Here is a 23,050-nt window from a genome sequence, read left to right on the forward strand (position 1 = left end):
TTCCACTCCTTGCGGATGACCGGTGAAACGTCATCCCTTGATCAATTCGTTGCTGATGACAATCCGCTGGATTTCGTTGGTCCCTTCGTAAATCTGGGTGATCTTGGCGTCACGGAACAGGCGCTCCACCGGATATTCGCGGGTGTAACCGTACCCGCCGAAGATCTGGACCGCCTCGGTGGTCACCTGCATCGCCGTGTCGCTGGCAAACATCTTGGCCATCGACGCCTCCAGCTTGCAGTTGTGCCCTTGCTGGCGGAGATCGGCGGCGCGATAGATCAACAGGCGGGCCGCTTCGATCCGGGTGGCCATGTCGGCCAATTTGAACTGGATCGCCTGAATCTTCGAGAGCGGCTTTCCGAACTGCTTCCGCTCCTTGGCATAAGCCAGTGCATGTTCATAGGCGGCGGTGGCGATTCCGAGCGCCTGGGCACCGATGCCGATCCGGCCCCCGGCCAGGTTGGACAGGGCGATTTCATATCCTTGTCCTTCGCGTCCCAGCAGGTTTTCGGCCGGCACTTCCGCTTCCTCGAAGATGAGCTCGCAAGTGTTGGAACCGCCGAGTCCCATCTTTTTCTCCTTTTTGCCGACCCGGAAACCGGGCGTGTCTTTCTCGACGATGAACGCGGAGATCCCTTTCGGTCCCTTTTCCGGATCGGTGACGGCAAACGTCACGTAGGTGTCCGCTTCGCCGGCGTTGGTGATGAAGACTTTGGACCCGTTCAGGATGTATTTGTCCCCTTCTTTGCGCGCCGTGGTCCGAAGCGCCGACGCATCGGAACCGGCTTGCGGCTCGGTCAGGGCGAACGCCCCCAGGTACTCGCCCGAAGCCAGGCGGGTCACGTATTTTTTCTTCTGCTCATCGGTGCCGTAGCGCAGAATCGGCATGGTTCCGACCGACGTGTGCACCGCGAGGATCACGCCGACGGTGGCGCTGACCCGGGAAATCTCCTCCAGCGCCAGAATGTAGGAGATGAAATCGGCTCCCGCGCCTCCCCACTCCTCGGGGACGGGAATCCCCATCAACCCCAATTCGGCCATTTTGTTGACGACTTCGCGCGGGAAGCGGTCTTCCTCATCCATCGCCTCCACGTGCGGAGCGATTTCCGCCCGGGCGAAATCGCGCACCATTTTGCGCATCATTTCCTGCTCTTCCGTAAACCGAAAGTGCATGGATGTCACTCCCTTCCCTGACCAACCCGACAATCAATCCGTTGATGAATGCTTTTATACATCGTTTGGCATGAACAAGGACCGGCGCGATGGTGGCCCCGCCATCTCCCGCCCTTCGAAACCGCTTCCATTTCCCTTTCCACCATGACAACGCAACCGGCTCTGTCCGGCATCGCCATGCCGCCCGGGTCCCCGGATTTTTGTCCGTTTGTCCGGGGACGCGCGTCCGGGACAAAGCCGGGAATGTTCGCGGACGGGGAAGCGGAAATCCGGTATTTCCCGGGGAATCCTCCCGGCCCTGAGCACCGGAACCGGCGGAGCAGCCGTTCTCAAGAAGATTCCGCGCCGGCGGGAAATGCCGTCCGGAGTCTTCGGAGACGGGCGGAGACGCATCCGCCCGTCCGCTTTTTCTCTGTATGGGTTGTCCGTTCCGTTTCGGTCTCTCTCCACACCGAAGGCGACCGGCCGGCTCCCCCGATTATTGGTCGTACACGTAGAATCCGCGTCCGGTCTTGCGGCCCAGCCATCCGGCTTTCACGTACTTCCGGAGCAGCGGGCACGGACGATATTTGCTGTCGCCGAATCCTTCATGAAGGATCTCCATGATGTACAGACAGGTGTCCAGCCCGATGAAGTCAGCCAGCTGCAGCGGTCCCATCGGATGATTCATGCCCAGCTTCATCACCTGGTCGACCGCTTCGGGGGTGGCCACCCCTTCGTACACGGTGTAGATGGCTTCATTGATCATCGGCATCAACACGCGATTGGACACGAATCCGGGGAAATCGTTCACTTCCACCGGCACCTTGCCGAGGTCTTTGGCCATCTGTTCCACGACTTGGAACACTTCGTCCGACGTGGCCAGTCCGCGGATGATTTCCACCAGTTTCATCACCGGAACCGGATTCATGAAGTGCATGCCGATCACTTTTTCCGGCCGTTTCGTCACCGCGGCGATCTCGGTGATCGGCAGGGACGAGGTGTTGCTGGCCAGTACGGTGTGCGGCGGGCAAAGCTCATCCAGCCGACGGAACACGTCTTGTTTGACGGACATGTTTTCAATGATCGCCTCAATGACGATGTCCGGGTCTTTGGCGGCTTCCTCCAGATGAACGGTCGGACGGATGCGGCCGAGCACCGCCGCTTTTTCTTCCTCGCTCATCTTGCCTTTGGAAACGGCCCGGTCCAGGTTGGCGGAGATCCGTCCGAGTCCCTTTTGCAGAAATTCTTCCGTGGTGTCCACCAGTACCACGTCAAATCCGGCCTGTGCGCAAACTTGGGCGATCCCGCCGCCCATCTGGCCGGCGCCGATCACGCTCACTCGTTTGATTGCCATCGATTCCTTCACCTTCCCGAAATAAATCCATGCCACTTCTTCAAATTTCGGTTCGTGCCTGTTCCAGCGTCCGTCAGTCCACTTTCACCAGCACCGCGTCACCTTGTGCGGCTCCGCTGCAGATGGCCGCCACGCCCAGTCCGCCGCCGCGACGCTTCAGCTCATGCACCAGCGTCAACAGGATGCGGGCACCGCTCGCGCCGATCGGGTGTCCCAATGCCACGGCGCCGCCGTTCACGTTCAGTTTCTCTTCCGGAATGCCCAGCAGCTTCGCATTGGCGAGGGCCACCGCGGCAAATGCCTCGTTGATCTCGAACAGGTCGATGTCTTTCACTTCCAGGTTGTGCTTGGCCAGCAGCTTCTTCACCGCGTGGGCCGGCGTGATCGGGAAATCTTTGGCCTCCAGCGCAATCGCCGCGTGTCCCAGGATGCGGGCGAGCGGCTTCACCCCCAATTCGGCCGCCTTTTCTTCGGAGGAGAGCACCAGTGCGGCGGCTCCGTCGTTCACTCCCGGGGCGTTCCCGGCGGTGATGGAACCGTCTTTCAGGTACACCGGCTTGAGCGCGGCCAGTTTTTCCAGGCTGGTGTCGGCCCGCGGAGACTCGTCGCGATCCACCGTGATCTCCTGTTTCTTGACCCGGATTTTCACCGGTACGATCTCTTCATCAAAGCGTCCCGCTTCCATCGCGGCCAACGCCCGCTGATGGCTGAGCAGGGACCAACGGTCCTGCTCTTCCCGGCTGACTCCTTGTTCCGCGGCACAGTTGCTGCCGTGAACGATCATGTGCACGTCGTGAAAGGCACACCAGAGACCGTCATGAACCATCAGGTCGATCATTTTTCCGTCGCCCATGCGTTGGCCGAACCGCGCTCCCGGCAAAATGTACGGGGCCTGGCTCATGCTTTCCATCCCGCCGGCCACGATCACGTCGGCATCCCCGGCGCGGATCATCAGTTCACCCAGCGTCACGCTCCGCATGCCGGACGCACACACCTTGTTGATCGTCTCGGCACCGGTTTCCCAGGAAAGTCCGGCCTGACGGGCCGCCTGACGGGCCGGAATCTGTCCGGCTCCTCCTTGCAACACCATGCCCATGATCACATGTTCCACCGCATCATCCGGCACGCCGGACCGATCCAGCGCGGCGCGGATGGCGATCCCGCCCAATTCCACCGCTTTCAAATCTTTCAGCGCTCCGCCGAATTTGCCGATCGGCGTCCGCGCTCCGCCCAAAATCACCGCCGTTTTCATTCCAACTGTCACCTCCGGAGAGTGTGGCTCTATCGAGCGTTCGTTCGATCCTTGTCGCCATGAAAACGCCTTCATCACCAGCTTACCATGTGTGAAACGTTTTTAACAATAGTTGACCGAATACATCTATTTACATAAAATATTCTATTCCTTGAAACGTAAATTTTCTGTCTATCATTATTCCATGAAACCAACAGCCCGGAAGAAACGTTTCTTCCGGGCTGTTTCCACGGAAACCGAACCGGGATCATGCGCATCCCTTGACCGATCACTCTTCGGTTGCATGCCTGCCTTGAGCTGCAACGTCCCCGCCTCAGTGCCTCGGCTGTTCTTCCATGATGTCCGCGGTTTCCGGCGGGAAAAACACGGCACGTTCCCCCGAAAACAGCGCCCTGGTCTCCGCGAAGAAGCGGGACTGGTGTTCCGGCGCGACATACCCCAGCTGAATGCCGGTGGCGCGGGCGACAAACGGATCCAATGTGCAGAGATCCGACTTGTTCAAGTCACTCAGAGCCGTTTTCCCGAGCGATGTGGCCACCAGCTCCATTTCCCGCACGCAGGCGTTCAGGTAACGCACCAGGTTCCGGGCCGCCTGATCGATGTCCAGCTGATCCGTCAACTTTCCGGAGTACACCACCAGACTGGTCGGCGGTTCGAACGGAGCCGCTTTCACGATTTGCTCGCTGACAAGGGCCATCAAGGCGGCCGTGCCGATGTAAACGGCATCGGCTCCCAAAGCAAGGGCTTTCAACATGTGCCCCGGCGTGACCAGACCTCCCGTGGCGATCAGGCTGATGTCCCGGTTCACGCCTTTTTGGACGAGGAACTCGTGCGCCCGGGTCACGGCGAACAGCGTCGGCAAGCCCAGATCATCCTGAAGGGTGGGCGCTCCGCCGTGCGTTCCGCCTTCCGCTCCGTCCAGCGTGATGAAATCGACGCCGGCTTCCACGGCGATTTGCAGTTCCTTTTCCAGATGGTGCGTGGCCGCGATTTTCAGACCAACCGGCACACCGGTCTCCGTACGGAGCCGCCGGACCAGACGGATGAAGTCCTCTTTGGAATTCACGTCGGGCAGCCTGGAATGGATGCGGGAATCTTCTCCCTCGCGAAGTTCAAACACCTCGCGGAAATCTTCCCCGATGTTGTGGGCGGCCGTCCGCTGCGGCGCCGATCCTTGCGCCCCCTGTCCCAACTGGATTTCGATGGCATCCAGCATGCGGTACTTGTCGGGCGTGTTCATCCAGCCGCCGCGATTGTATTGCCCGATGAACAACCGGGCCGCTTCCCGTTCTTCTTTCATCAGACCGGCCTCTCCGGAGTTGGTGGCCGTGCCGGCCATTGTGGCGGCCTTGGCCAGCGCGATTTTTGCGCTTTTGCTGAGGGCACCGCCGAAGGACATCGCCGCGATCATGATCGGGATGGAAATGGTCAGCGGTTTCCGGGCGCGGGGTCCGATGGTGACCGATGTCCCGATGCCCACGTTATCCGGGGTGGGAAACCGGAACAGGTGGACCGGGTTGAACAGCAGCTTCTCCCACGGAGACAGATGAAGCGGAGTGCCCAGCGGCCGGGAAATCGGCGTTCCCTGATTGGCCCGCATGGTGATTTCCATCAGGTTGGTGACGCCCACTTTTTTCATCGCGGGAACCATTTCGAACACGTTCTCGATGTACTGGTCCCGGATGGTGCGGGTGATCGCTTCATCCACCGTCTCGTTGATGATGGAACGGATCCAGCGTTTAATGAGTCCCATCGCGTCCGGCACGCCCCTCGCGTCCGCCCGATTCGATGGCGTTTTTCAGCTCTTCCACCTTTTGCGCCATGGCCAGGCACATCTGTTTGATCGTTCCCAATTGACGCGCCGCGCCTTGTTCTTCCACGGCGATGTCCATGAGCTCCCGGTGATCGAAATTGCTCAAGCGGTTGAAATGTTCCTGTTCCACCGATGCAAGCGTGCCGGCCATCGTTTCGATCCGGTTCAGCTCGGAGTGAAGATAGGAAAGCGTGTGTTTCAGGTCCTGAACGTGATCCATGTTTTGATCGCACCTGCCTTTGATTCGCGTGATGTCAGCCTGTTCCTTTCCGACAGACAAACGGAAAATAGAAATGGCATTTGTTGTTACATTGGCCTGAAACGTCGAATTTTATGAATCCCGGATCCGAACGACGCCGCAACATGCCGTCAAAAAACCCCCGGTGCCTGACCGAAGTCGGGCATTCCGGGGGTTTGTGCCGTTTCCGTGCAACGTTGCGATCAATGGACCAGTTCCGTCGGCTCTTCCGTGGCTTCCGGGCCGAAGTCGACGGAGAGGGCGAGGATTTCCGCCACGTCCATCGTCTTCACTTGATCTTCCACTTCTTTGGCTTTCGTGCCGTCGGACAACATGGTCAGGCAGTACGGGCAACCGGAACCGATCATGGTCGGGTTGACCCGCAAAGCCTGTTCGGTCCGCGCCACGTTGATACGCACGCCCTCTTTCTCCTCCATCCACATCAGACCGCCGCCGGCCCCGCAGCACATGCCGTTTTCGCGGTTTCTTTCCATTTCCACCAGTTCGACGCCGGGAATCTGCGACAAAATGTAGCGCGGCGGATCAAACACGCCGTTGTAGCGGCCCAGATAGCAGGAATCGTGCCAGGTGATGCGCTCTTTCACTTCCTTGACCGGTTTGAGTCGTCCCTCTTTCACCAGTTGGGCCAGCACCTCGGTGTGATGGTACACTTCCGCCTCCAGCCCCAGCTCCGGATACTCGTTCTTGAACGTGTTGTACGCGTGCGGGTCGATGGTGATGATTTTCTTCACGCCATGCTTGTTGAACAGGCCGATGTTATCCGCCGCCAGTTGTTGGAACAGGAACTCGTTGCCCAGACGTCGGGCGGTGTCTCCGGAGTTTTTCTCCTTGTTGCCGAGGATGGCGAATTTGACGCCGGCATGGTTCAAGAGCTTCACCAGCGCGCGGCTGATTTTCTGGCTGCGGTTGTCGTACGAGCCCATGGAGCCGACGAAGAACAGGTATTCAAACTCCTTCTCTTCCTTGACGGTCGGCACGGGAACGTCGGCACCTTCCGTCCATTTCGCCCGGTCTTTCTTGGAGATTCCCCACGGATTCCCCTGACGCTCGATGTTGGAGAGAGCGCGGGAGGTTTCGGGGCTCATGTTCCCCTCCGTCATCACCAGATAGCGGCGCATGTCGATGATTTTGTCCACGTGCTCGTTCATCACCGGGCACGCCTCTTCGCAGTTGCGGCACGTGGTGCAGGCCCACAGCTCCTGGTCGGTGATCACGTCGCCGATCAGCCGAACCTCTCCTCCTTCTTTTCCGGAAGAGAGTGCCGCTTCATTCGCCCCGGCAAACGCAAAGGCCGGCATCCACGGTGAGCGGGAAGTGACGGCCGCTCCCTTGAAGGTCAGGTGATCGCGCATTTTCACCAGCAAATCCATCGGAGACAAAAGCTTTCCGGTGCCGGCCGCCGGGCAGACGCTCGTGCAGCGACCGCACTCGACGCACGCATACAGATCCAGCAGCTGCTTTTGATTGAAATCCTCGATCTTGCCCACGCCATACTCTTCGACCGACTCGTCCTCGAAGTCGATGAGCGACGGTTTGGCCGGCGCTCCCTGCCGCTTCAGCAGCACGTTGACCGGCGCGACCAGCAAGTGGAAGTGTTTGGACTGCGGAACATAGACCAGAAAACTGAACAGAACCAATGCGTGCACCCACCAGAACACGTAAAACAGCACTTCCCCGGCCGCCGGTCCGATGCCGGAAAGCGGAGCCGCAAGCAGCGAAGATACCGGTGTGTACCAGGTCGGCCCCTCATCCAGGGCGATTTTTTCAAACGCTCCGGACAAAAGAATCGAAGACATCAAAGACAGCAGGAAAATGACCACCAGACCGGACTTCAAGCCCCGTTTCAGCCGCGGAAGCTTCTCCACATAGCGCCGCCACCAGGCATACAGCGTGGCCACGAACACACCGAACACGGTGATTTCCTGGATGAACAGGAACACATCGTATCCGGGCACGGGCAGATGGGCGCCCGGAATCAGCCCTTTGATGAACAGATCGATCGCACCGAATTGAATGATGATGAATCCGTAAAACATCACGGCGTGCATGATGCCGCTCTTTTTGTCCTTCAACAGCTTTTTCTGCCCGAAAACGTTGACCCAAACTTCGTCCATCGCCCGTTTCCAGTCGATCTTCAATTCAACCGGTTTGCCCAGCTTCAGGTACATCCACCGGCTGTGAACCACCCGGCCGAACAGGTAAAACGCATACCCGGCCACTGCCAGGAATGCCAGCAGATTGAGTACGGAAAGCCAAGTCATGAGCAGCTCCTCCCCTTTCCCGGCGATTGCCCTGATTCAGAATAAACCGTCTTGTCCGGCATGTTTCCGTTTTCATTTCCCGTCGCTATCCATTGTAGCAGAAAATGAGTGGCCATTCATTCATTATTCTTTCTGTTCCGATATAAACAAAAAGGCTAAAAATGCATTTTGATTCAATTATATATAAGATTCATTGATTGTCGAATATGTGTCGACAGGAAAATTTTTTCGGGTTCGGGCCGGATCCGCCGCGCGCCAAGAGAGAAATCGAAAGGCCGGTCCACAACCCGAAAGGCAACCGGGCAAGGACTCTTCCGGTACATGGGAAACATGCCAGCAACCATCCGCATGGCACAAGCTGCTGTTTTCAATTCTTTCAAACATAATTCCATTCAATTTCATTGTTTTTTGTTATAATTGACCATGGTCATGACTACGAGACGGACCGGACGTCCGAAACGGACCACGGTCATGACCACGAGTCACCACAACCCCGATTTTCGCTGACTTCCGTCCGGACCAAAGTCCGCAACAGCCGTTTTCGGATGACCTTGGTACGGACTTTGGTCAATAACACCCAAGGAGGGAACCGAGCATGCTCGTTGCAGTGGATGCAGGACGCGCATATGTCAAAACCGTGGTGGGGAACCGGAAATTCTCATTTCCGAGCAAGGTTTCCAAAGCGCGAAAGCGAACGTTTGTCCAGACATTGGAAGGGGACATGGAGCTTACATACATGGGGAAGGAGTATTTCATCGGACAGCTGGCCGAGAGGGAGGGATCGTTCACGAGGCAGATGATGACGGAGTCGAAGGTGAACACGGAGACGGTACTGCTGATCCTGGCCGCGCTGTTCCAGGCGGGAGTGGTGGGAGACGTCAAAGTGGTCACCGGGGTACCGATCAACATGTATCGCGAGGATGAACGGTCCCGGCTGAGAGCGCGGCTGGAGGGAGAGCACGAAGTGGTCCTGAACGGGACGTACCGGAAAATCAACATCCGTCGCGCGGCGATCACGATTGAAGGAGGCGCATCCTACTGGATTCACCGGAGGATGGGAACCGTGCGGATCGTGGACCCCGGTGCGCGGACGACCAACTACGCGACGTTCAAGGACGGCGTGTTCATCGACCGGGAAAGCGGGACGCTGCCCAAAGGATGGGACAATGTGCGGGAAGCGGATCCGGAGGAAATGGCGGCGATGATCGTCGGACATCTCGGCGGAATGTGGGATCCGTCCGACGTGGTGGAAATTATCGGCGGAAAAGCGCGCGATCTCCTGGAACCGTTCAAACAAGCCGGCTTCCTCTACGCGACCACGGTGGAGGATCCGCAATTCGCCAACGCGCTGGGATACTATGCCCTCGGAAAGGAGACGCTGGGTGAATGAGCGGATACAAGAAGCGGGAACGGCGTCAGGTTTCCTTCAACACGGAAGACGCCGTTGAGCGGGAGTTGCTGGAGTTTGTGGACCGGAAGGACATCAATTTTTCCGGTCTGGTGAAAAACCTGTTGTTCGCATACCGGATGGGACATCTCGCCGCCCGCCCCGAACCGGGAATGACACCGGGATCTCTGCCCGCGGGCGGTCTGACGGACCGTTCCCGTCCCACGGCGGCATACCAGCAAATCAAGGCCAGCGGCATGCCGTTCGACTTCTGAACACCTTATGGGGAGAGTGGATTGGATGAGGCCTCATACGTTTCAGATTCCGTACTCGGTCGTCGAAAGACTGACACCGAAAGAGCGATTTGTCTACTATGAACTGTGCCGCCTGGGGTCCCCGGTGGATACGGTGGATGAGACATTCAAGATCCCGGTTCCCAAAGGGGCGTTCATCACCAGCCATTACCGGATGTCCAAGGAACTTGACATGGCCTACTCGCTGACCGCTTTGCTGATCGAAGGGTTGGCGGAAAAAGGCCTGATCGAATGGTCCCCGATCGAACACGAGGAATTCCGCTCCTATTATTTGGTCCGGGTGAAACAGGTGCTCCCCGACGATGACGGAATCCCCTCGTTCCGCCACATCCGCCGCAATCTGTAACCGGGAAAGGAAAGCGTGCGCCCGGGACCGACGCGAAACATGCAGACGGCCTGCTCCGGAAGTTCACCGGACAGGCCGTTTTTCTGCCGGATGCGGAGATCCAAACCGATTCCTTGCGCGAAACCGGAACACGCATGCACTCACGCCCGCTGTTTTTCCCGCTCCCGTCGGGCGATTTCCTGAACAAAATACGAGGCGACATGCGGAGCGAGGGATCCGGGACCGAAACCGGCATCATACCCGAGCTCCAGGGCCAGTTCATGACTGATCCGCGGTCCCCCGCAGATGAGCAGAAAACGGTCGCGAAGTCCCTCCGCTTCGATCAGTTCCACCAAGTGCGTCAGATTGGTGATGTGAACCCCTTTCTGGGTGACCACTTGGGAAACGAGGATCACATCGGCGTTCAGTTCGATCGCCTTGGCCAAGAGTTCTTCGTTCTCCACCTGGCTTCCCAGGTTGTAGGCATCGATCCAGGGATACCGTTCCAACCCGTATTCCCCGTTGTACCCCTTCATGTTCATGATGGCGTCGATGCCCACCGTGTGGGCGTCCGTTCCGGTGCATGCCCCGACCACCACGAGTTTGCGACCGATGTGTTGTTCGATGAAGCGGTTGATCTCATAGAAATCCATCACTTCGCTCTCCACTTTGGGAACGCGAATCGCGGTGAAATCGACGCTGTGAACGCACCGCCCGTACACGATGAAAAACGTGAAATTCTCCCCCAGGTCTTTCATGTGGTATACCTGCGGTTCTTCCAGTCCCATTTTGGACGCCAGCTGTCGCGCCGCTTCCCTTGCTTCCTCCCCCGCGGGCACGGGCAGGGTGAAGCTGAGCTGCACCATCCCGTCATCCATCGTGTCTCCGTAGGGTTTCACCCGGGTGAGATCCACGTTCATCGCACGATCCCCTCCCTTTCTTCCAGTCCCAGTCGCCGCCGCAGTTCGTCTTCGAACGGATTGAAATAATCCTCCGCTTTCGAAAGCACGCCCCGGTATCCCTTGCCGCCTTCCGGAGACCTTCTCACGTCGGCGAACATGCCGCGGTTGATCGCTTCAAACAGACCGATGTCACCGACTTCCTCCAGCATCGCGACCGCCCGGTCCAGCACTTCGCGCGCTCTTCGCTCGATCCGCCCGCCCGGCGCGTACAGGATTTCCTCCCGCAGATGGCGTGCGTTGTTGAAGATGTACTGTGCGTTTTCAATGGCCAGCTGCCGGTCGTGAATGTGCGGCGTGTGCATCGCTTCGGTCATCATGCCGAGCAACTGGATGCCCTGCCCCGTCAGGATGCTGACCAGATTGAACATGGCGTCCTGCACGTGCCCCTTGAAAATGTTCCCCGTCATGTGTTTGGTGGGCGGCATGTACTTGAGCGGGGCGTCCGGGAAGATCTGGCGGGCCATTTCCGCCTGGGCGATCTCCATCAGCAGACCGTCTTCCAGATCCGGATTCATCTCAAAGGCGTGCCCCAACCCCATTTGTTCCGGCGGAAGGCCGGACAACAGAGCCAGCTGCTCATTGATGAACTGGGACGCCAGCACGGTGTGGGCCGCTTCCACCGCGTCCGCCGTGGTCAGGTAGTTGTCTTCTCCGGTATTGATGATGATGCCGGCATAGCTGTTGATCATGCGCGAAAACGCCTGGTCGATGAGCGTGCGCTGCATGTTGATGTCCCGGAACAGGATGCCGTACAGGGCGTCGTTCAGCATCACGTCCAGCCGTTCCAGGGCGCCCATGGCGGCGATCTCCGGCATGCAGAGACCGGAGCAGTAGTTGCAGAGGCGAATGTACCGCCCCACCTCTTCCCCCACTTCATCCAGCGCTTTTCTCATGATGCGGAAGTTTTCCTGGGTGGCAAACGTCCCGCCGTACCCTTCCCGGGTGGCGCCGTAGGGAACATAGTCCAGCAAACTTTGTCCGGTGCTGCGGATGACCGCGATGATGTCCGCCCCCTGGCGCGCCGCCGACCGGGCCTGCACCACGTCTTCGTAGATGTCCCCGGTGGCCACGATCACGTACAGATACGGCTGTTTCCCTTCCCCCAACCGGTCGATCAGCCGCTCCCGCTCCCGGCGATTCTCCAGGATCCGGTCGAGGCTGGCGGCGGCCAGTTCCCGTCCCTTGATCAGGATCTCATCCCGGGAAGCCGACGGCAATTCCGTCAAATCAAGCACACCGGAAGCGACCCGCTCCGCCACCTCCCGGGGAGAAATGCCGAGCTGCAAAGCCGCGTTCACCACCGGGGTCGCCGCGCCGGATGCCAACGCTTCCCGGGCATGCAGATGATCCGCCACCACGTTGGGCAGCGGAACTCCTTCCGCATCCACCCCGTCGATGCCCAGCAGTCGCAGCACGGTTCGTTCCACGGCGAGCGTGGTCCGCGTGGCGATGAACCGGTCGACCTGGCCGGCGATCTCGCGCGCCGCCCGCCGGGCGCGGTCGATTTTCTCCGGATCCAGTCTGAGTTTCGGTTCCATTTCATTTCCTCTCCTTTCTTGACGGACGTTCATCTCCGATTGCCGCCGAATAACGCGCGCAGCCATTCCTTCTCTTCGGACGAATCGCTTCGGCGGAAAGCGACCGGCACACACAATCCCTTCCGGATTCGGAAAACACTTCATGTTCCACGGGAAACATTGCAAAAACCCGATTCAAGTCCTCCCGAAACCACCGGCAAACGAAGGAAGACGGCAGCCGTTCTCCAGGTTTCCGACTCCACGGCAAAGTTTCATCCATCCGCGTTCCCCCGGTCCGCTTCGCCTCGCCACCGCCTTGCCCTTTGAATCACGTCCGCGGGCAGACCCAGCGCCTCGGCGATCACCAGGGCTTCTTCCGGAATCTCCGCTTCCCCGTCGAGCGGAACGAGCCGGAAATCCATCCGTTCGGAAAGCAGGCGCAAAAGCTCCCGCTCATCCATGCCTTCACCGTTGGGGAACGCCTCACGACGAAGTCCGGCGGTCCGGTATCCCCGGACGCCGGGGATGAGCGCCTCCCGGAAATGGGTCACGTGGATGCTCCAGGCGGTTCCGCTTGCGAGCACTTCCGTCACCGCCCGCGCCAAGGCGGCTCCTTCGGGCGGATTGGTTCCGCGGCCCACTTCGTCCAGCAGCAACAGGCCGGGTTCCGTCCGCCTGAGACAATTCCTCAGCCGGATCACTTCCGCACCGAAGCTGCTGAGGCCTTGCCGTACGTCCTGTTTGTCGCCGATCACCCCGCCGATCCAGGCAAACAACGGCATTCTGCAGGAATCCGCCGGCACGAAAAATCCCAATTGTCCCAGCGCCGCCACCGTCCCCGCCGTCCGGAGCGCCATGGTTTTGCCCCCCATGTTGGCCCCGATGACGACGGTGACGCCCCGCGCCACTTCCAGATCCAGCGGAGCAAACGACAACCCCCGTTCCCGAAGGGAGGCCTCCACCGCGGGATGCACGGCTCCGGTCATCCGGAAGACGTGCGGGTCATTTAGCGGCCTTGTTCCGCCCCATGTATCCGCGGCGCGAATCCTTGCCCATTGCAGGTCAAAGTGAACCAGCCGGTCGCAAATCCCTCGAAGAGCCGGCACATGCGGCCGCACGGCGGGAGCCAACCGCTCCAACACCTCCCGCTCCACCGACTCCAGCTCCCTCCGCGTCGCCGCCAGTTCATCCAACCATTCGGCATCGGGCGCATCGTCCAACGCGTACACCCCGTCGAGCGGTGTTTCACGGACGAGGCGAAGACGCGGATCCTGCCGGAATCCGGCTTCGAGGGGCGTCTTCCGGCCGACAATCCATTCCCCGAACCGGTTGGGACGGACTCCCCAATCCCGCTCCACCGCCAGCGAACGCTCCCGCCGCCTCTCTCCGAGCGCGTATTCCAGCTTGCGGATCTTCTGCCGCAGCGGACCGAGCCGGTCATCAAACCCGTCGTCCAGGGAAAAAGAAGGCTTCAGCGGCGGATCCGGATTCAAAAGCCGAAGAATGAAATCGCAAAGCGCCGCGGATTCACTGTCAAGCCGCAGGTTTTCCGGAACGTTCACCTTGTCCAGCCATTCGTTCCATTTTCCCGTCTGCCACAAAAAACGCTTCAGCCGAAACCATCCGCTCAGGGTTGGACTTTCCCCCGCTTCCAGCACCCGCAGGGTTTCTTCCGGATCCGGGACCGCTTCCAACACCTCCCGAAGAGCGGCACTCGCTTGCGGATGCCCCGACAGACAGCCACGAATCAGCACCTGTTCATCCAACAGCCGGTTCCACGCCTCTTCCTGACCGGGCAAAAACGGTGCCGGTTCCCGGGCGGCGTCCCTGCCCATCGGGGTGAGCGGGCGAAAACGGTTCAAGCATTGCTCCAGAGACAGTTCGACCCGGATCTCTTCATCCATCCACATCTTCGTTCCCTCCCGTTTCACCCGCCGGATCCCGCACGACGTCCACGACCGGGACGGGGGAAAACAACCGGGACATTTCCTGCCGCAACCATCCGGGATCCAGCGCGTATCCGTCGGGCGACACCGGGTTGACGGCCACGGCCAGCAACCGGACGGAACGAAGCACACGCACGTCTCCCCCGGCCCGGTACCAGCTCGAAAGCGTATCCAGCGAAGCCATGATCCGCGTGGCATCGGGCACCACCAGCACGGACACGTCCCGCTCGTCCAGGAGCGTCCGCAGCATCCGGTCGGTCAGCGCCCCCGGCACCCCCAATGCGGCAAACTTCCTCCCCGCCCACTCTTTCTTGCGTGCCTTCCACTCGACCAGTGAAGAAACGGGGAGCACCACCGAATGCTCCCCTTCCCACGCCACGACTTTCCGGAGAGTTTCCGCCTCCAGTCCGACCCGCCGCGGCCCGTGGTCTTCCGCTTCCGGTCGGGTCAGATGGTGATGCCACTCTTCCGCTTTGTTCCGCACGGCTTCCGGAGTGCGTCCCAATGCGGCCCCCACCGTAAGGACCACCCCTCCCGCCACGTCCGGACCGGCCGCCGCTTTGCGATCGTAGGCTCCGTCGATGAGCACCAGTTCCGCCCCGGCTCTCTCCAGCGCGTCCACCGCCGCCTGCACCGTCGATCGGGAAGTGAGGCCGACCAGCTTCACCCGGGTGGGGCGAACGGCTCTGGCAATCACCACTTCTCCCGGCAGGGAACGGATTCCCGTGAAGCCCAGAAGCTCCCAGTCCCCCGGCCGCTCATCAATCTCCGGAGCCGCGGTCGCCACCAACATGCCGGGAAAGACGGGAATGGCCGGCTTCTCCCGGCCGCTCCACGCATCCCGTTCTTCCCCGTCCACTCCGATGCTCAAAAGCCCGATCCGGAAGCGGAGGCGAAGGTCCCGGACCAGTGCGTTCAACACAGTGGTTTTGCCGGCGTTTTTGGAAAGACCCGTCACCGCCAGGGAGCGGATCCCCGCTTCCCGGATCCGGAGCGCCAGCTCTTTCATCCCTGGATCCGTTGTTCCGCCGCTTCTTTGGCCGCCGCCGCTTCTTCCGCTTTTCTCGCCTCGTCGATCCGGAAATAGCGCCGGTCTTCACGCGGCAACTGTTTCGGTTCGAGATTGAGATGCTGGTCGCTCATCAGGGCGGCGATGCCCACTTGCGGGCCGGCTTCGCGGCAGTATTCGCAGGTGGACGGATCGTGCGGCTTGTAGTTTTGCGGTTCCGGGTAGCTGGTGATCACGCCTTCGAAGTTGCGAAGCACCGTCTTGGTCGGGCTTTGCGACAGGATGTAGTTGGGAGAAAGCGGGATCTTTCCGCCGCCGCCCGGCGCATCGACGACGAACGTGGGAATGGCGTAGCCGGACGTGTGTCCGCGCAGGTATTCGATGATTTCCAGACCTTTGGAAACCGGGGCCCGGAAATGACCGATCCCTTCGGACAAGTCGCACTGGTAGATGTAGTACGGACGAACGCGCACTTTCACCAATTCGTGCATCAGCTTTTTCATCGTGTGCGGACAGTCGTTCACGCCCGCGAGGATCACTGCCTGGTTGCCCAGCGGAACGCCGGCGTCGGCCAACATTTCGCAGGCCCGCTTGGACTCGGGCGTCAGCTCCTTGGGGTGGTTGAAATGGGTGTTGATCCACACGGGATGATATTTCTTCAGGATGTTGCACAGATTTTCCGTGATCCGTTGCGGGAACACCACCGGCGCCCGGGTGCCGATGCGGATGATCTCCACGTGGGGAATCTCGCGCAGGTTCTTCAGCAGGTACTCCAAGATGCGGTCGTTCACCAGCAATCCGTCCCCGCCGGACAGCAACACGTCGCGGACGGTGGGCGTGTTGCGGATGTATTCGATGCACGCATCCATCTGTTTCTTGGGCACGCCCATGCCGATCTGTCCGGAGAAGCGGCGACGCGTGCAGTACCGGCAGTACATCGAGCACTGGTTGGTGATCAGAAACAGCACGCGGTCGGGATAGCGGTGCGTCAAGCCTTTCACCGGGGAATCCGTGTCTTCCAGCAGCGGATCCTCCATGTCATACGGGGTTCTCATCAGCTCGGCGGAAACCGGCACCGACTGCTTGCGGATCGGGTCGTTCGGATCGTCGGGATCCATCAGCATGGCGTAATACGGCGTGATGTTCAGCGGAATCGTCTGTTTGGAAATTTTGACCCCTTCGATTTCTTCGGGGGTGAGGTTGATCACCTTGGCCAGGTCTTCGTAAGTCTTGATGGTGTTCGTGAGTTGCCACAGCCAGTCATTCCACTGCTCGTCGGTCACGTCTTTCCACAGCTCGATGTCACGGAAATGGCGTTTCACGTCCGATCAACTCCTTTGCGGAATGGATTTCATGCAAGCGCTTCCAACAACTTGCCAAAACACGTTCCTCTCGCTTTCAGGCATACCGCGATTCGAACAATTCACGAAGAGGCCGGCTTTCCCGCAGCGCTTGCAGGGTGAGATCGGCATGTCCGGGAACAAATCCGTTGCCGATCAACATGTTCACGTCCTTGCCGAGCCCCTCGGCCCCCAGTGCGGCCGTGGTGAACCGGACCGCCATGCTGAAGAAACAGACCGTTCCTCCGTCCCGTGTGGCGAGAATCGCGGAAAACTCCGTTTCCGGCACGTTGACGCAGTTGATGGTCAAATCGGCCATTCGCCCGCCGGTCACGCGGGAAACCGACTCGTAGACGGCCACCGGATCGGTGGCATCGATGCAAATCACTTCATGGGCCCATCCAAGCCGGCGAATGTCCTCACACGCACGCTCCCCGGCTTCCAGGGCGATCACTTGTCCCCGTGTTCCCGCCTGTTTCCAGGCGTAATACAGGCTCAACAATCCCGATTTGCCGCCCGCCCCGAGGATCACCACCCGGTCACCGTCCTTCACCAACCGGGCCGTCTGCGCGGGAGCTCCGCACACATCCAAGGCTGCCAGCGCCACCGTTTCCGGCAGGTCATCCGGCAAGAGCGCATACGGACCCGTCTCAAACAGCACCGCATGTCCCTTCACATCCACTTGGCCGGTGTCCAGGTGAACCCGCTTCACTTCTTCCAACACCAGCGGGGTCAATGTCAGGGAGACGAGCGTCGCCACTTTGTCACCCGGCTTCAGTTTGCCGGGAAACCGGGGACCGACTTCCGCCACCCGGCCGATCAGCATGCCGCCGGATCCGGTCACCGGGTTGTGCATTTTCCCCCGTTCGCGCACGATCTGAAGGATCCGTCTTCCGATGGCATCCGCATCCCCGTTCGCCTCTTTTTTGAGTTGGGCGAAGGATGCGGAATCGATGTTCAGGCGGATCACGTCAATGCCGAGTTCGTTGTCGTAAATCTCCGGACTTGCATCCAGCCGCCACGCCGGTTGCGGGAGCACCCCGCCGGGCTCCAGCACCCGATGCAGTCCGTAGGGATGGCCATGCCTGTCGTTCAATCGGTCCACCTCCCGTTTGGCTCATGTTGAAAACCATGCAAGATTCATGCCAACTTTCTGACAACGGAGGATGCGGTTTGGGGCAGAAATCCCAGGAAAAAAGTGCCCGTTTTCGGGCATTCGGGTCAGACGCCGACGTCCGCCGGCGCCTCCGGGGCATCCGTTTCACCAACCGGACACAAGAAATTGCCTCCGGATTCGTGTCGTTTGCGGTGCAAACAAAAAAAACCGGAATGCACTGCCGCATTCCGGGTGAATCATGAACGACTGTTCCTTTCGGACGGACTCTCGTTCCCCGTTATCAAACCGAAAGCCGCTTCAACGCTTCTTCCCCTCCGCGTCTTCCGGATCCGTTCCCTGCTTTCTCAGCCGGTACTGCAACGTCTGCCGGGGAATTCCGAGGAGCCGTGCCGCCTGGAGCACATTGCCTCCCGTCTCTTTCAACGCTTCGCGGATCATGGCCGTTTCCAGACGATTGACGGCTTCCCTCAGCGTCCATTTGCCGACGGGGAAGCGAATGACCGGTTCCGCGGATTTCTCCCGAAAGTGGGGAGGCAGGTGCTCCAATGCCAATTCTCCGCCGGTCACCAAGTTGAGCGCTCCTTCCACGGTATGCTTCAGCTCCCGCACGTTTCCCGGCCAGTCATAGGCCGCAAACGCCTCCAGCACTTCCGGGGAAAGCGTGACATCTTCCAGCCCCATCCGGCCGCTGATCTCCCGGAAGAAATGCCGGGTCAAATACGGGATGTCTTCCGGTCGTTCCCGAAGCGGCGGCAGATGAATGCCCACCACGTGGATGCGATAGTACAAATCCCGCCTCAGCCGACCCTCGCGGATGCTCACCATCGGATCTTCGTTGGTGGCGACGATCACCCGCACATCCACCGGTCGGACGCGGGTGTCCCCCACCCGACGGACGGCGCCTTCCTCCAGCATGCGCAGAAGCTTGGCCTGCAGATCAACCGGCATCGCCTGGATTTCATCCAGAAAGAGCGACCCGCCGTCCGCCAGTTCAAACAGACCGGGCCGGTCTTCCGCTCCGGTGAAGGCTCCCTTGGTCGTCCCGAACAGGATCCCTTCGAGCAATGAAGACGGAATCGCCGCACAATTTTGGGCGATCAGCGGCTTTCCCGCCCGGGGCGAGGCATGGTGGATCGACTGAACCACCAGCTCTTTCCCGGTGCCCGTCTCCCCGATCACCAACACGGGCGAATCGGTTCTCGCCGCCCGTTTGGCCCGTTCGATTTCCCGCTGCATCACCGGATCCCGGGTGAGGATGTCCTCGAAGGTGTACGTGGTGCGAAGGCGACGTTTCCTGTCCGCCGGCTCCCGCATCCGTTCCTGCAACCGGAGCACCTCATCGGACAGCTCTTTCATGCGCGTGACGTCCCGGGAAATCTCGGCCGCTCCCACCACCTTCCCGCCCAGCACCAACGGCACCGTGCGGTTGACCGTCATCACCCGGCGTCCTTTGCGATTCAAAAACGTCTGCTGTTGATCATCGATCGGCGTCCCGGTTTCCAGCACACGCAGCAGCGTGCTCGTCTTTTGCGTCAGCGACGGAAACGCTTCCAGCACATGCACGCCGAGCACTTCTTCCGGAGACATCCCGTCCATCCGGGAAGCGGCCCGATTATAAAAAACGGTGATTCCGTGTTCATCCACGATGTGAATGCCTTCCGCCAAACATTCCAGAAACTCGACAATCATTTCCCGGGAAATTTCCGGAGACCATACCCCCATCTTCCCACCCTCCCCATACAACCTGCCAAAACCTTGTCAAAAGGTGCCGAAAATTCGTCATTTTTCTTTTATTGTAGCGGGGAGACGGAAAGAAGTCCAGCTTGGTGTCTCTCCGGTTGCATCCGCGGTCTGTTTCACGAAAGAAAGTTGACCTGAAGACGGAACCTGACAGCCTGCGCAAATGCAGCTCCATCAAGGCACCTTGCGATGTTTGTCTTGCCGGATGAACAACCTGACGGATGAATGGAGAATGTTCCGCAAACTCATCAACCCATCAGGAAAAGCCATTCGATGATGAACATGGGAAATAGGATCAAATAATCAATCAACAGCAACACCACATTGGCCAAAATCGCCCAATCGGCATGCCGGTTCCGGTGTTTTCGCGCCAGCCATCCGAAAATGATGCCAAGAGGAGCCAAACCAAACATCACCAGAAAATCAATGAAGACGGACATCGACAGCATTCCCACGAACCAATCCACCGGAAACAGGAATACTTGATTGATCAGCCAAAGAATGATTCCAACGATGGCCACCAAAAACGAACGGAAGCTCCACCGGTTGGAAGCGGCATTGCTTTTCAATGTTCATCCCTCCCTTCAAGGTCCGAACAACAGTGTTCCGATGAACCACATCGGAAAGATGCTGACGGACAGAAACAAATGGAGCACGGTCCATAACAGGGCTTTTCTTTCTTTGCGGATCATCGCGATAATTCCGAACACCACCCCGAACGGATTGACCACAAGGGTGAGGAGCACGGGATGCATGCCCTCATATTCCATTCCCGTAAAATTCAGCACCCACGCCAGCACCCCGATGATCACCGTCGTACATGCCAAGCCGCTCCACACCCCCCACTTGCGCCTGTCGGGCACTGCTTTCGCCTCCTCTGAACGGATGGATGATCAGCGACGGAAGCATGCCACATCCTTTTGTGCGGAACAAGTTTCCGTTGCCGTGCGACCTGTTTTTTCCCGCTCCATCCATCAAACAACTCGTTCAGAAAATCAAAAAACCGCTTTCCGGACTGCCGGAAAGCGGTTTGAAGGATTGACGTTCGGATGGTTGTTGCTTACATCCGCTCGGGCGCGCTGACCCCGATCAGCCGCAGGCCGTTGCGGATCACCTGGCGAACACCGGCCAGCAGAGCGAGGCGGGCCCGGGAAAGCTCCACGTCCTCGGTGATGACGCGGTGGGCGTTGTAGTAGCTGTGGAACATCGTTGCCAGTTCCAGCAGATAGCGAACCACCCGGTGCGGAGCGCGATGCTGGGCGGCAGCGGCGATGTCCGCCGGGAATTCGCCCAGTTTTTCCAGCAAATCGTGTTCCTCTTCCAGCTCAAGCCGGCCGAGCGATTGGTCCCAAGCGGGTTCCAGCGCCTTTTCGGCCGCCTGACGGAACACGGAGCAAATGCGGGCATGGGCGTACTGCACGTAATAAACCGGGTTTTCGTTCGACTTGGAGACGGCGAGGTCCATGTCGAAGTCCAGATGGGCGTCGAAGCTGCGCATGACGAAGAAGAACCGGGTTGCGTCCACGCCCACTTCTTCCATCAGTTCTTCCATGGTGACCGCTTTGCCCGTCCGCTTGGACATTTTGACCAGTTCCCCGCCCTGGTAGAGCTTCACCATCTGGGCGATCAGCACTTCCAAGAGTTCCGGGTCATGTCCGAGCGCCGCCAGGGCCGCCTTCATGCGGGCGATGTAGCCGTGGTGATCCGCTCCCCAGATGTTGATCAACTTGTCAAAGCCGCGGGACAGCTTGTTCCGGTGGTAAGCGATATCCGGCGTGAGATAGGTGTAGGTGCCGTCCTGCTTCACCAGCACGCGGTCCTTGTCATCTCCGAACACGGTGGAACGAAGCCACAACGCGCCGTCCCGTTCATAGGTGTAGCCGCCTTTTTTCAGGGCTTCCAGCGTCTCATCGATGGCGCCGGACTCATAGAGAGACAGCTCGCTGAACCAGACGTCGAATTCCACCCCGAACCGTTTCAGATGCGCTTCGATCCGGCCGAGCAGTTTTTCACGCCCCACCTTTTTCAGAAACTCCAGCCGCTCCTCCCGGTCCAGGGCCAGCAGGCGTTCCCCTTCCTGCTCCGCCAGCTCGCGGCCGATCTCCACCATTTCCTGTCCGCGATACCCGTCTTCGGGAAACTCGGCTTCCTTGCCGAGGGCTTCCAGGTATCTCGCCTCGATGGACAAGGCCATCATGCGCATCTGATTGCCGGCGTCATTGATGTAGTATTCGCGGGTGACGTCATATCCCGCCGCGTCGAGAATGTTGCACAGCGCGTCGCCGCCGGCCGCTCCGCGGGCATGCCCCAGGTGAAGATGGCCCGTCGGGTTGGCGCTGACGAACTCGACGTTGATCTTTTCGCCTTTTCCCGCATCCGAGCGACCGTACGCCTCGCCGGCGTCCCGAATTTCCGGGAGCACGCGCGTGAGGAAGGAGCGATCCAGGAAAAAGTTGATGAATCCGGGACCGGCGATCTGGATGTCGCGAATGCTTCCCTTTTCCCGGTCGATCCGTTCCACGATCAGGGACGCGATCTCACGCGGATTTCTTTTCGCGATGCGGGTCAGCTGCATGGCGATGTTGGTGGCCCAGTCTCCGTGCGCTTTGTCACGCGGCACTTCCAGCACGATTTCCGGCAGGGAGGATTCCTCCACCAGTCCGGCCGACAGCACCGCCCGGCGGATTTCCTGTCTCAACGAGTCTTTCATCCGCTCAAGCAGATTCATCCTGACGTTCCTCCATCCATCTCAGATTGAGTTCATATCTTCCCAAGTCTTCACCGCCCATGCCGAGCAGAAAAGAAAGGCGGATTTCCCCTTCGCCACCGGACCGATTCCGGGTGCAGGAAAGCGTGGAAACCTCCATTTCGGTAATTCCGGCCGGGGTGTGCACCAGGCTTTCCGTCATCCGCCCGGGCACGTAGGTTTGCCGGTATGCCACCGCTCCCTGACGGATCACGATCATCGACTCCGGCAGGGATTTGACGGTGGTTCGCACTTCATCCTCCTGCCCTTCCTGCTCCACGTAACGGATCACCCATTCGTCGTTCTCACGGCACCGGAAGGTCCCCGTCATCTCCTGACGGATCACTTCCGGCTCGATGTCCGGTTCATGCTGAATGAGGGATTCGATCCAGATTCTGACGGGAATCAAGAACGGTTCTCCTTTCCGGGGTCTCTCTGGGTGGTTCATTGCATCATTATACAGGAAACGGAGCCCGCATAGACAAGGAATTCCCCGCGCCGGGGTGTTTCCCTTTCCGAATCGGTCCATCCCCCGATGCGAAAAAAGGGATTC

20 protein-coding genes are annotated in these 23,050 nt (G+C 59.5%); 3 read left to right on the forward strand and 17 right to left on the reverse strand.

The window, feature by feature from the left end; genetic code table 11:
• Positions 1-30 precede the first annotated feature (30 nt).
• The 6 genes from EG886_RS12970 to EG886_RS12995 all read right to left on the reverse strand — a co-directional run bounded on the left by EG886_RS12970 (position 31) and on the right by EG886_RS12995 (position 8,094).
• Complete coding sequence (locus tag EG886_RS12970; protein WP_124728535.1) at positions 31-1,173, reverse strand: acyl-CoA dehydrogenase; 1,143 nt, start codon at positions 1,171-1,173, stop codon at positions 31-33.
• Between the two features lie 478 nt (positions 1,174-1,651).
• Positions 1,652-2,509, reverse strand: coding sequence for a 3-hydroxybutyryl-CoA dehydrogenase (locus EG886_RS12975; protein WP_124728536.1), 858 nt, complete (start codon positions 2,507-2,509; stop codon positions 1,652-1,654).
• 73 nt (positions 2,510-2,582) lie between these two features.
• Positions 2,583-3,761: an acetyl-CoA C-acetyltransferase gene (locus EG886_RS12980; RefSeq protein ID WP_124728537.1), complete on the reverse strand. Its 1,179-nt coding sequence runs from the start codon at positions 3,759-3,761 to the stop codon at positions 2,583-2,585.
• 313 nt (positions 3,762-4,074) lie between these two features.
• The gene (locus EG886_RS12985; protein WP_124728538.1) at positions 4,075-5,514 is read right to left on the reverse strand and encodes an FMN-binding glutamate synthase family protein; all 1,440 of its coding nucleotides are present in this window, start codon (positions 5,512-5,514) and stop codon (positions 4,075-4,077) included.
• Positions 5,501-5,794 (reverse strand): hypothetical protein, encoded by a 294-nt coding sequence (locus tag EG886_RS12990; RefSeq protein WP_124728539.1) that lies wholly within the window; start codon positions 5,792-5,794, stop codon positions 5,501-5,503. Before EG886_RS12990 ends, EG886_RS12985 begins: the two co-directional genes overlap by 14 nt.
• A 221-nt stretch (positions 5,795-6,015) precedes the next feature.
• On the reverse strand, positions 6,016-8,094 hold the full coding sequence (locus EG886_RS12995) for a (Fe-S)-binding protein (RefSeq protein WP_124728540.1): 2,079 nt from the start codon (positions 8,092-8,094) through the stop codon (positions 6,016-6,018).
• A gap of 595 nt (positions 8,095-8,689) precedes the next feature.
• Here EG886_RS12995 and EG886_RS13000 point away from each other — a divergent pair.
• Genes EG886_RS13000 through EG886_RS13010 form a run of 3 tightly spaced genes read left to right on the forward strand, consistent with a single transcriptional unit; the run spans position 8,690 to position 10,141 of the window.
• Complete coding sequence (locus EG886_RS13000) at positions 8,690-9,484, forward strand: ParM/StbA family protein (protein ID WP_124728541.1); 795 nt, start codon at positions 8,690-8,692, stop codon at positions 9,482-9,484.
• Positions 9,481-9,756 (forward strand): hypothetical protein, encoded by a 276-nt coding sequence (locus EG886_RS13005; RefSeq protein WP_124728542.1) that lies wholly within the window; start codon positions 9,481-9,483, stop codon positions 9,754-9,756. The genes EG886_RS13000 and EG886_RS13005 overlap by 4 nt, the downstream gene beginning before the upstream one ends.
• A gap of 25 nt (positions 9,757-9,781) precedes the next feature.
• The gene (locus EG886_RS13010; protein ID WP_124728543.1) at positions 9,782-10,141 is read left to right on the forward strand and encodes a hypothetical protein; all 360 of its coding nucleotides are present in this window, start codon (positions 9,782-9,784) and stop codon (positions 10,139-10,141) included.
• A gap of 140 nt (positions 10,142-10,281) precedes the next feature.
• On the opposite strand, the gene kamE is transcribed toward EG886_RS13010, so the two are convergent.
• The 11 genes from kamE to EG886_RS13060 form a co-directional block, all read right to left on the reverse strand.
• Positions 10,282-11,040: a lysine 5,6-aminomutase subunit beta gene (gene kamE / locus EG886_RS13015; protein WP_124728544.1), complete on the reverse strand. Its 759-nt coding sequence runs from the start codon at positions 11,038-11,040 to the stop codon at positions 10,282-10,284.
• The gene (gene kamD, locus EG886_RS13020) at positions 11,037-12,620 is read right to left on the reverse strand and encodes a lysine 5,6-aminomutase subunit alpha (RefSeq protein WP_124728545.1); all 1,584 of its coding nucleotides are present in this window, start codon (positions 12,618-12,620) and stop codon (positions 11,037-11,039) included. Before kamD ends, kamE begins: the two co-directional genes overlap by 4 nt.
• Before the next feature lie 251 nt (positions 12,621-12,871).
• Positions 12,872-14,509 (reverse strand): lysine 5,6-aminomutase reactivase ATPase KamC, encoded by a 1,638-nt coding sequence (gene kamC / locus EG886_RS13025; RefSeq protein WP_164491851.1) that lies wholly within the window; start codon positions 14,507-14,509, stop codon positions 12,872-12,874.
• Positions 14,496-15,554: a lysine 5,6-aminomutase reactivase subunit KamB gene (kamB, locus tag EG886_RS13820; RefSeq protein WP_164491852.1), complete on the reverse strand. Its 1,059-nt coding sequence runs from the start codon at positions 15,552-15,554 to the stop codon at positions 14,496-14,498. The genes kamC and kamB overlap by 14 nt, the downstream gene beginning before the upstream one ends.
• Positions 15,551-16,876 carry a lysine 2,3-aminomutase gene (gene kamA / locus EG886_RS13030; RefSeq protein ID WP_124728547.1) on the reverse strand — a complete coding sequence of 442 codons (1,326 nt, stop codon included), beginning with the start codon at positions 16,874-16,876 and terminating at the stop codon, positions 15,551-15,553. The genes kamB and kamA overlap by 4 nt, the downstream gene beginning before the upstream one ends.
• A gap of 76 nt (positions 16,877-16,952) precedes the next feature.
• Entirely contained in the window at positions 16,953-17,990 is a 1,038-nt protein-coding gene (gene kdd, locus EG886_RS13035; RefSeq protein WP_124728548.1) for an L-erythro-3,5-diaminohexanoate dehydrogenase, read from the reverse strand.
• 318 nt (positions 17,991-18,308) lie between these two features.
• A complete protein-coding gene (locus tag EG886_RS13040) occupies positions 18,309-19,733 on the reverse strand; it encodes a sigma-54 interaction domain-containing protein (RefSeq protein WP_206425323.1) in 1,425 nt (474 codons plus the stop codon).
• A 266-nt stretch (positions 19,734-19,999) separates the two neighbouring features.
• Complete coding sequence (locus EG886_RS13045) at positions 20,000-20,320, reverse strand: hypothetical protein (protein ID WP_124728549.1); 321 nt, start codon at positions 20,318-20,320, stop codon at positions 20,000-20,002.
• A gap of 15 nt (positions 20,321-20,335) precedes the next feature.
• A complete protein-coding gene (locus EG886_RS13050; protein WP_124728550.1) occupies positions 20,336-20,614 on the reverse strand; it encodes a hypothetical protein in 279 nt (92 codons plus the stop codon).
• A gap of 197 nt (positions 20,615-20,811) precedes the next feature.
• A complete protein-coding gene (gene argS / locus EG886_RS13055) occupies positions 20,812-22,479 on the reverse strand; it encodes an arginine--tRNA ligase (RefSeq protein ID WP_124728551.1) in 1,668 nt (555 codons plus the stop codon).
• Positions 22,466-22,906: a YwiB family protein gene (locus EG886_RS13060; protein WP_164491853.1), complete on the reverse strand. Its 441-nt coding sequence runs from the start codon at positions 22,904-22,906 to the stop codon at positions 22,466-22,468. Before EG886_RS13060 ends, argS begins: the two co-directional genes overlap by 14 nt.
• Positions 22,907-23,050 lie beyond the last annotated feature (144 nt).

Source organism: Staphylospora marina, assembly GCF_003856495.1.
In the GTDB taxonomy this organism is placed as follows: Bacteria; Bacillota; Bacilli; order Thermoactinomycetales; family Thermoactinomycetaceae; genus Staphylospora; species Staphylospora marina.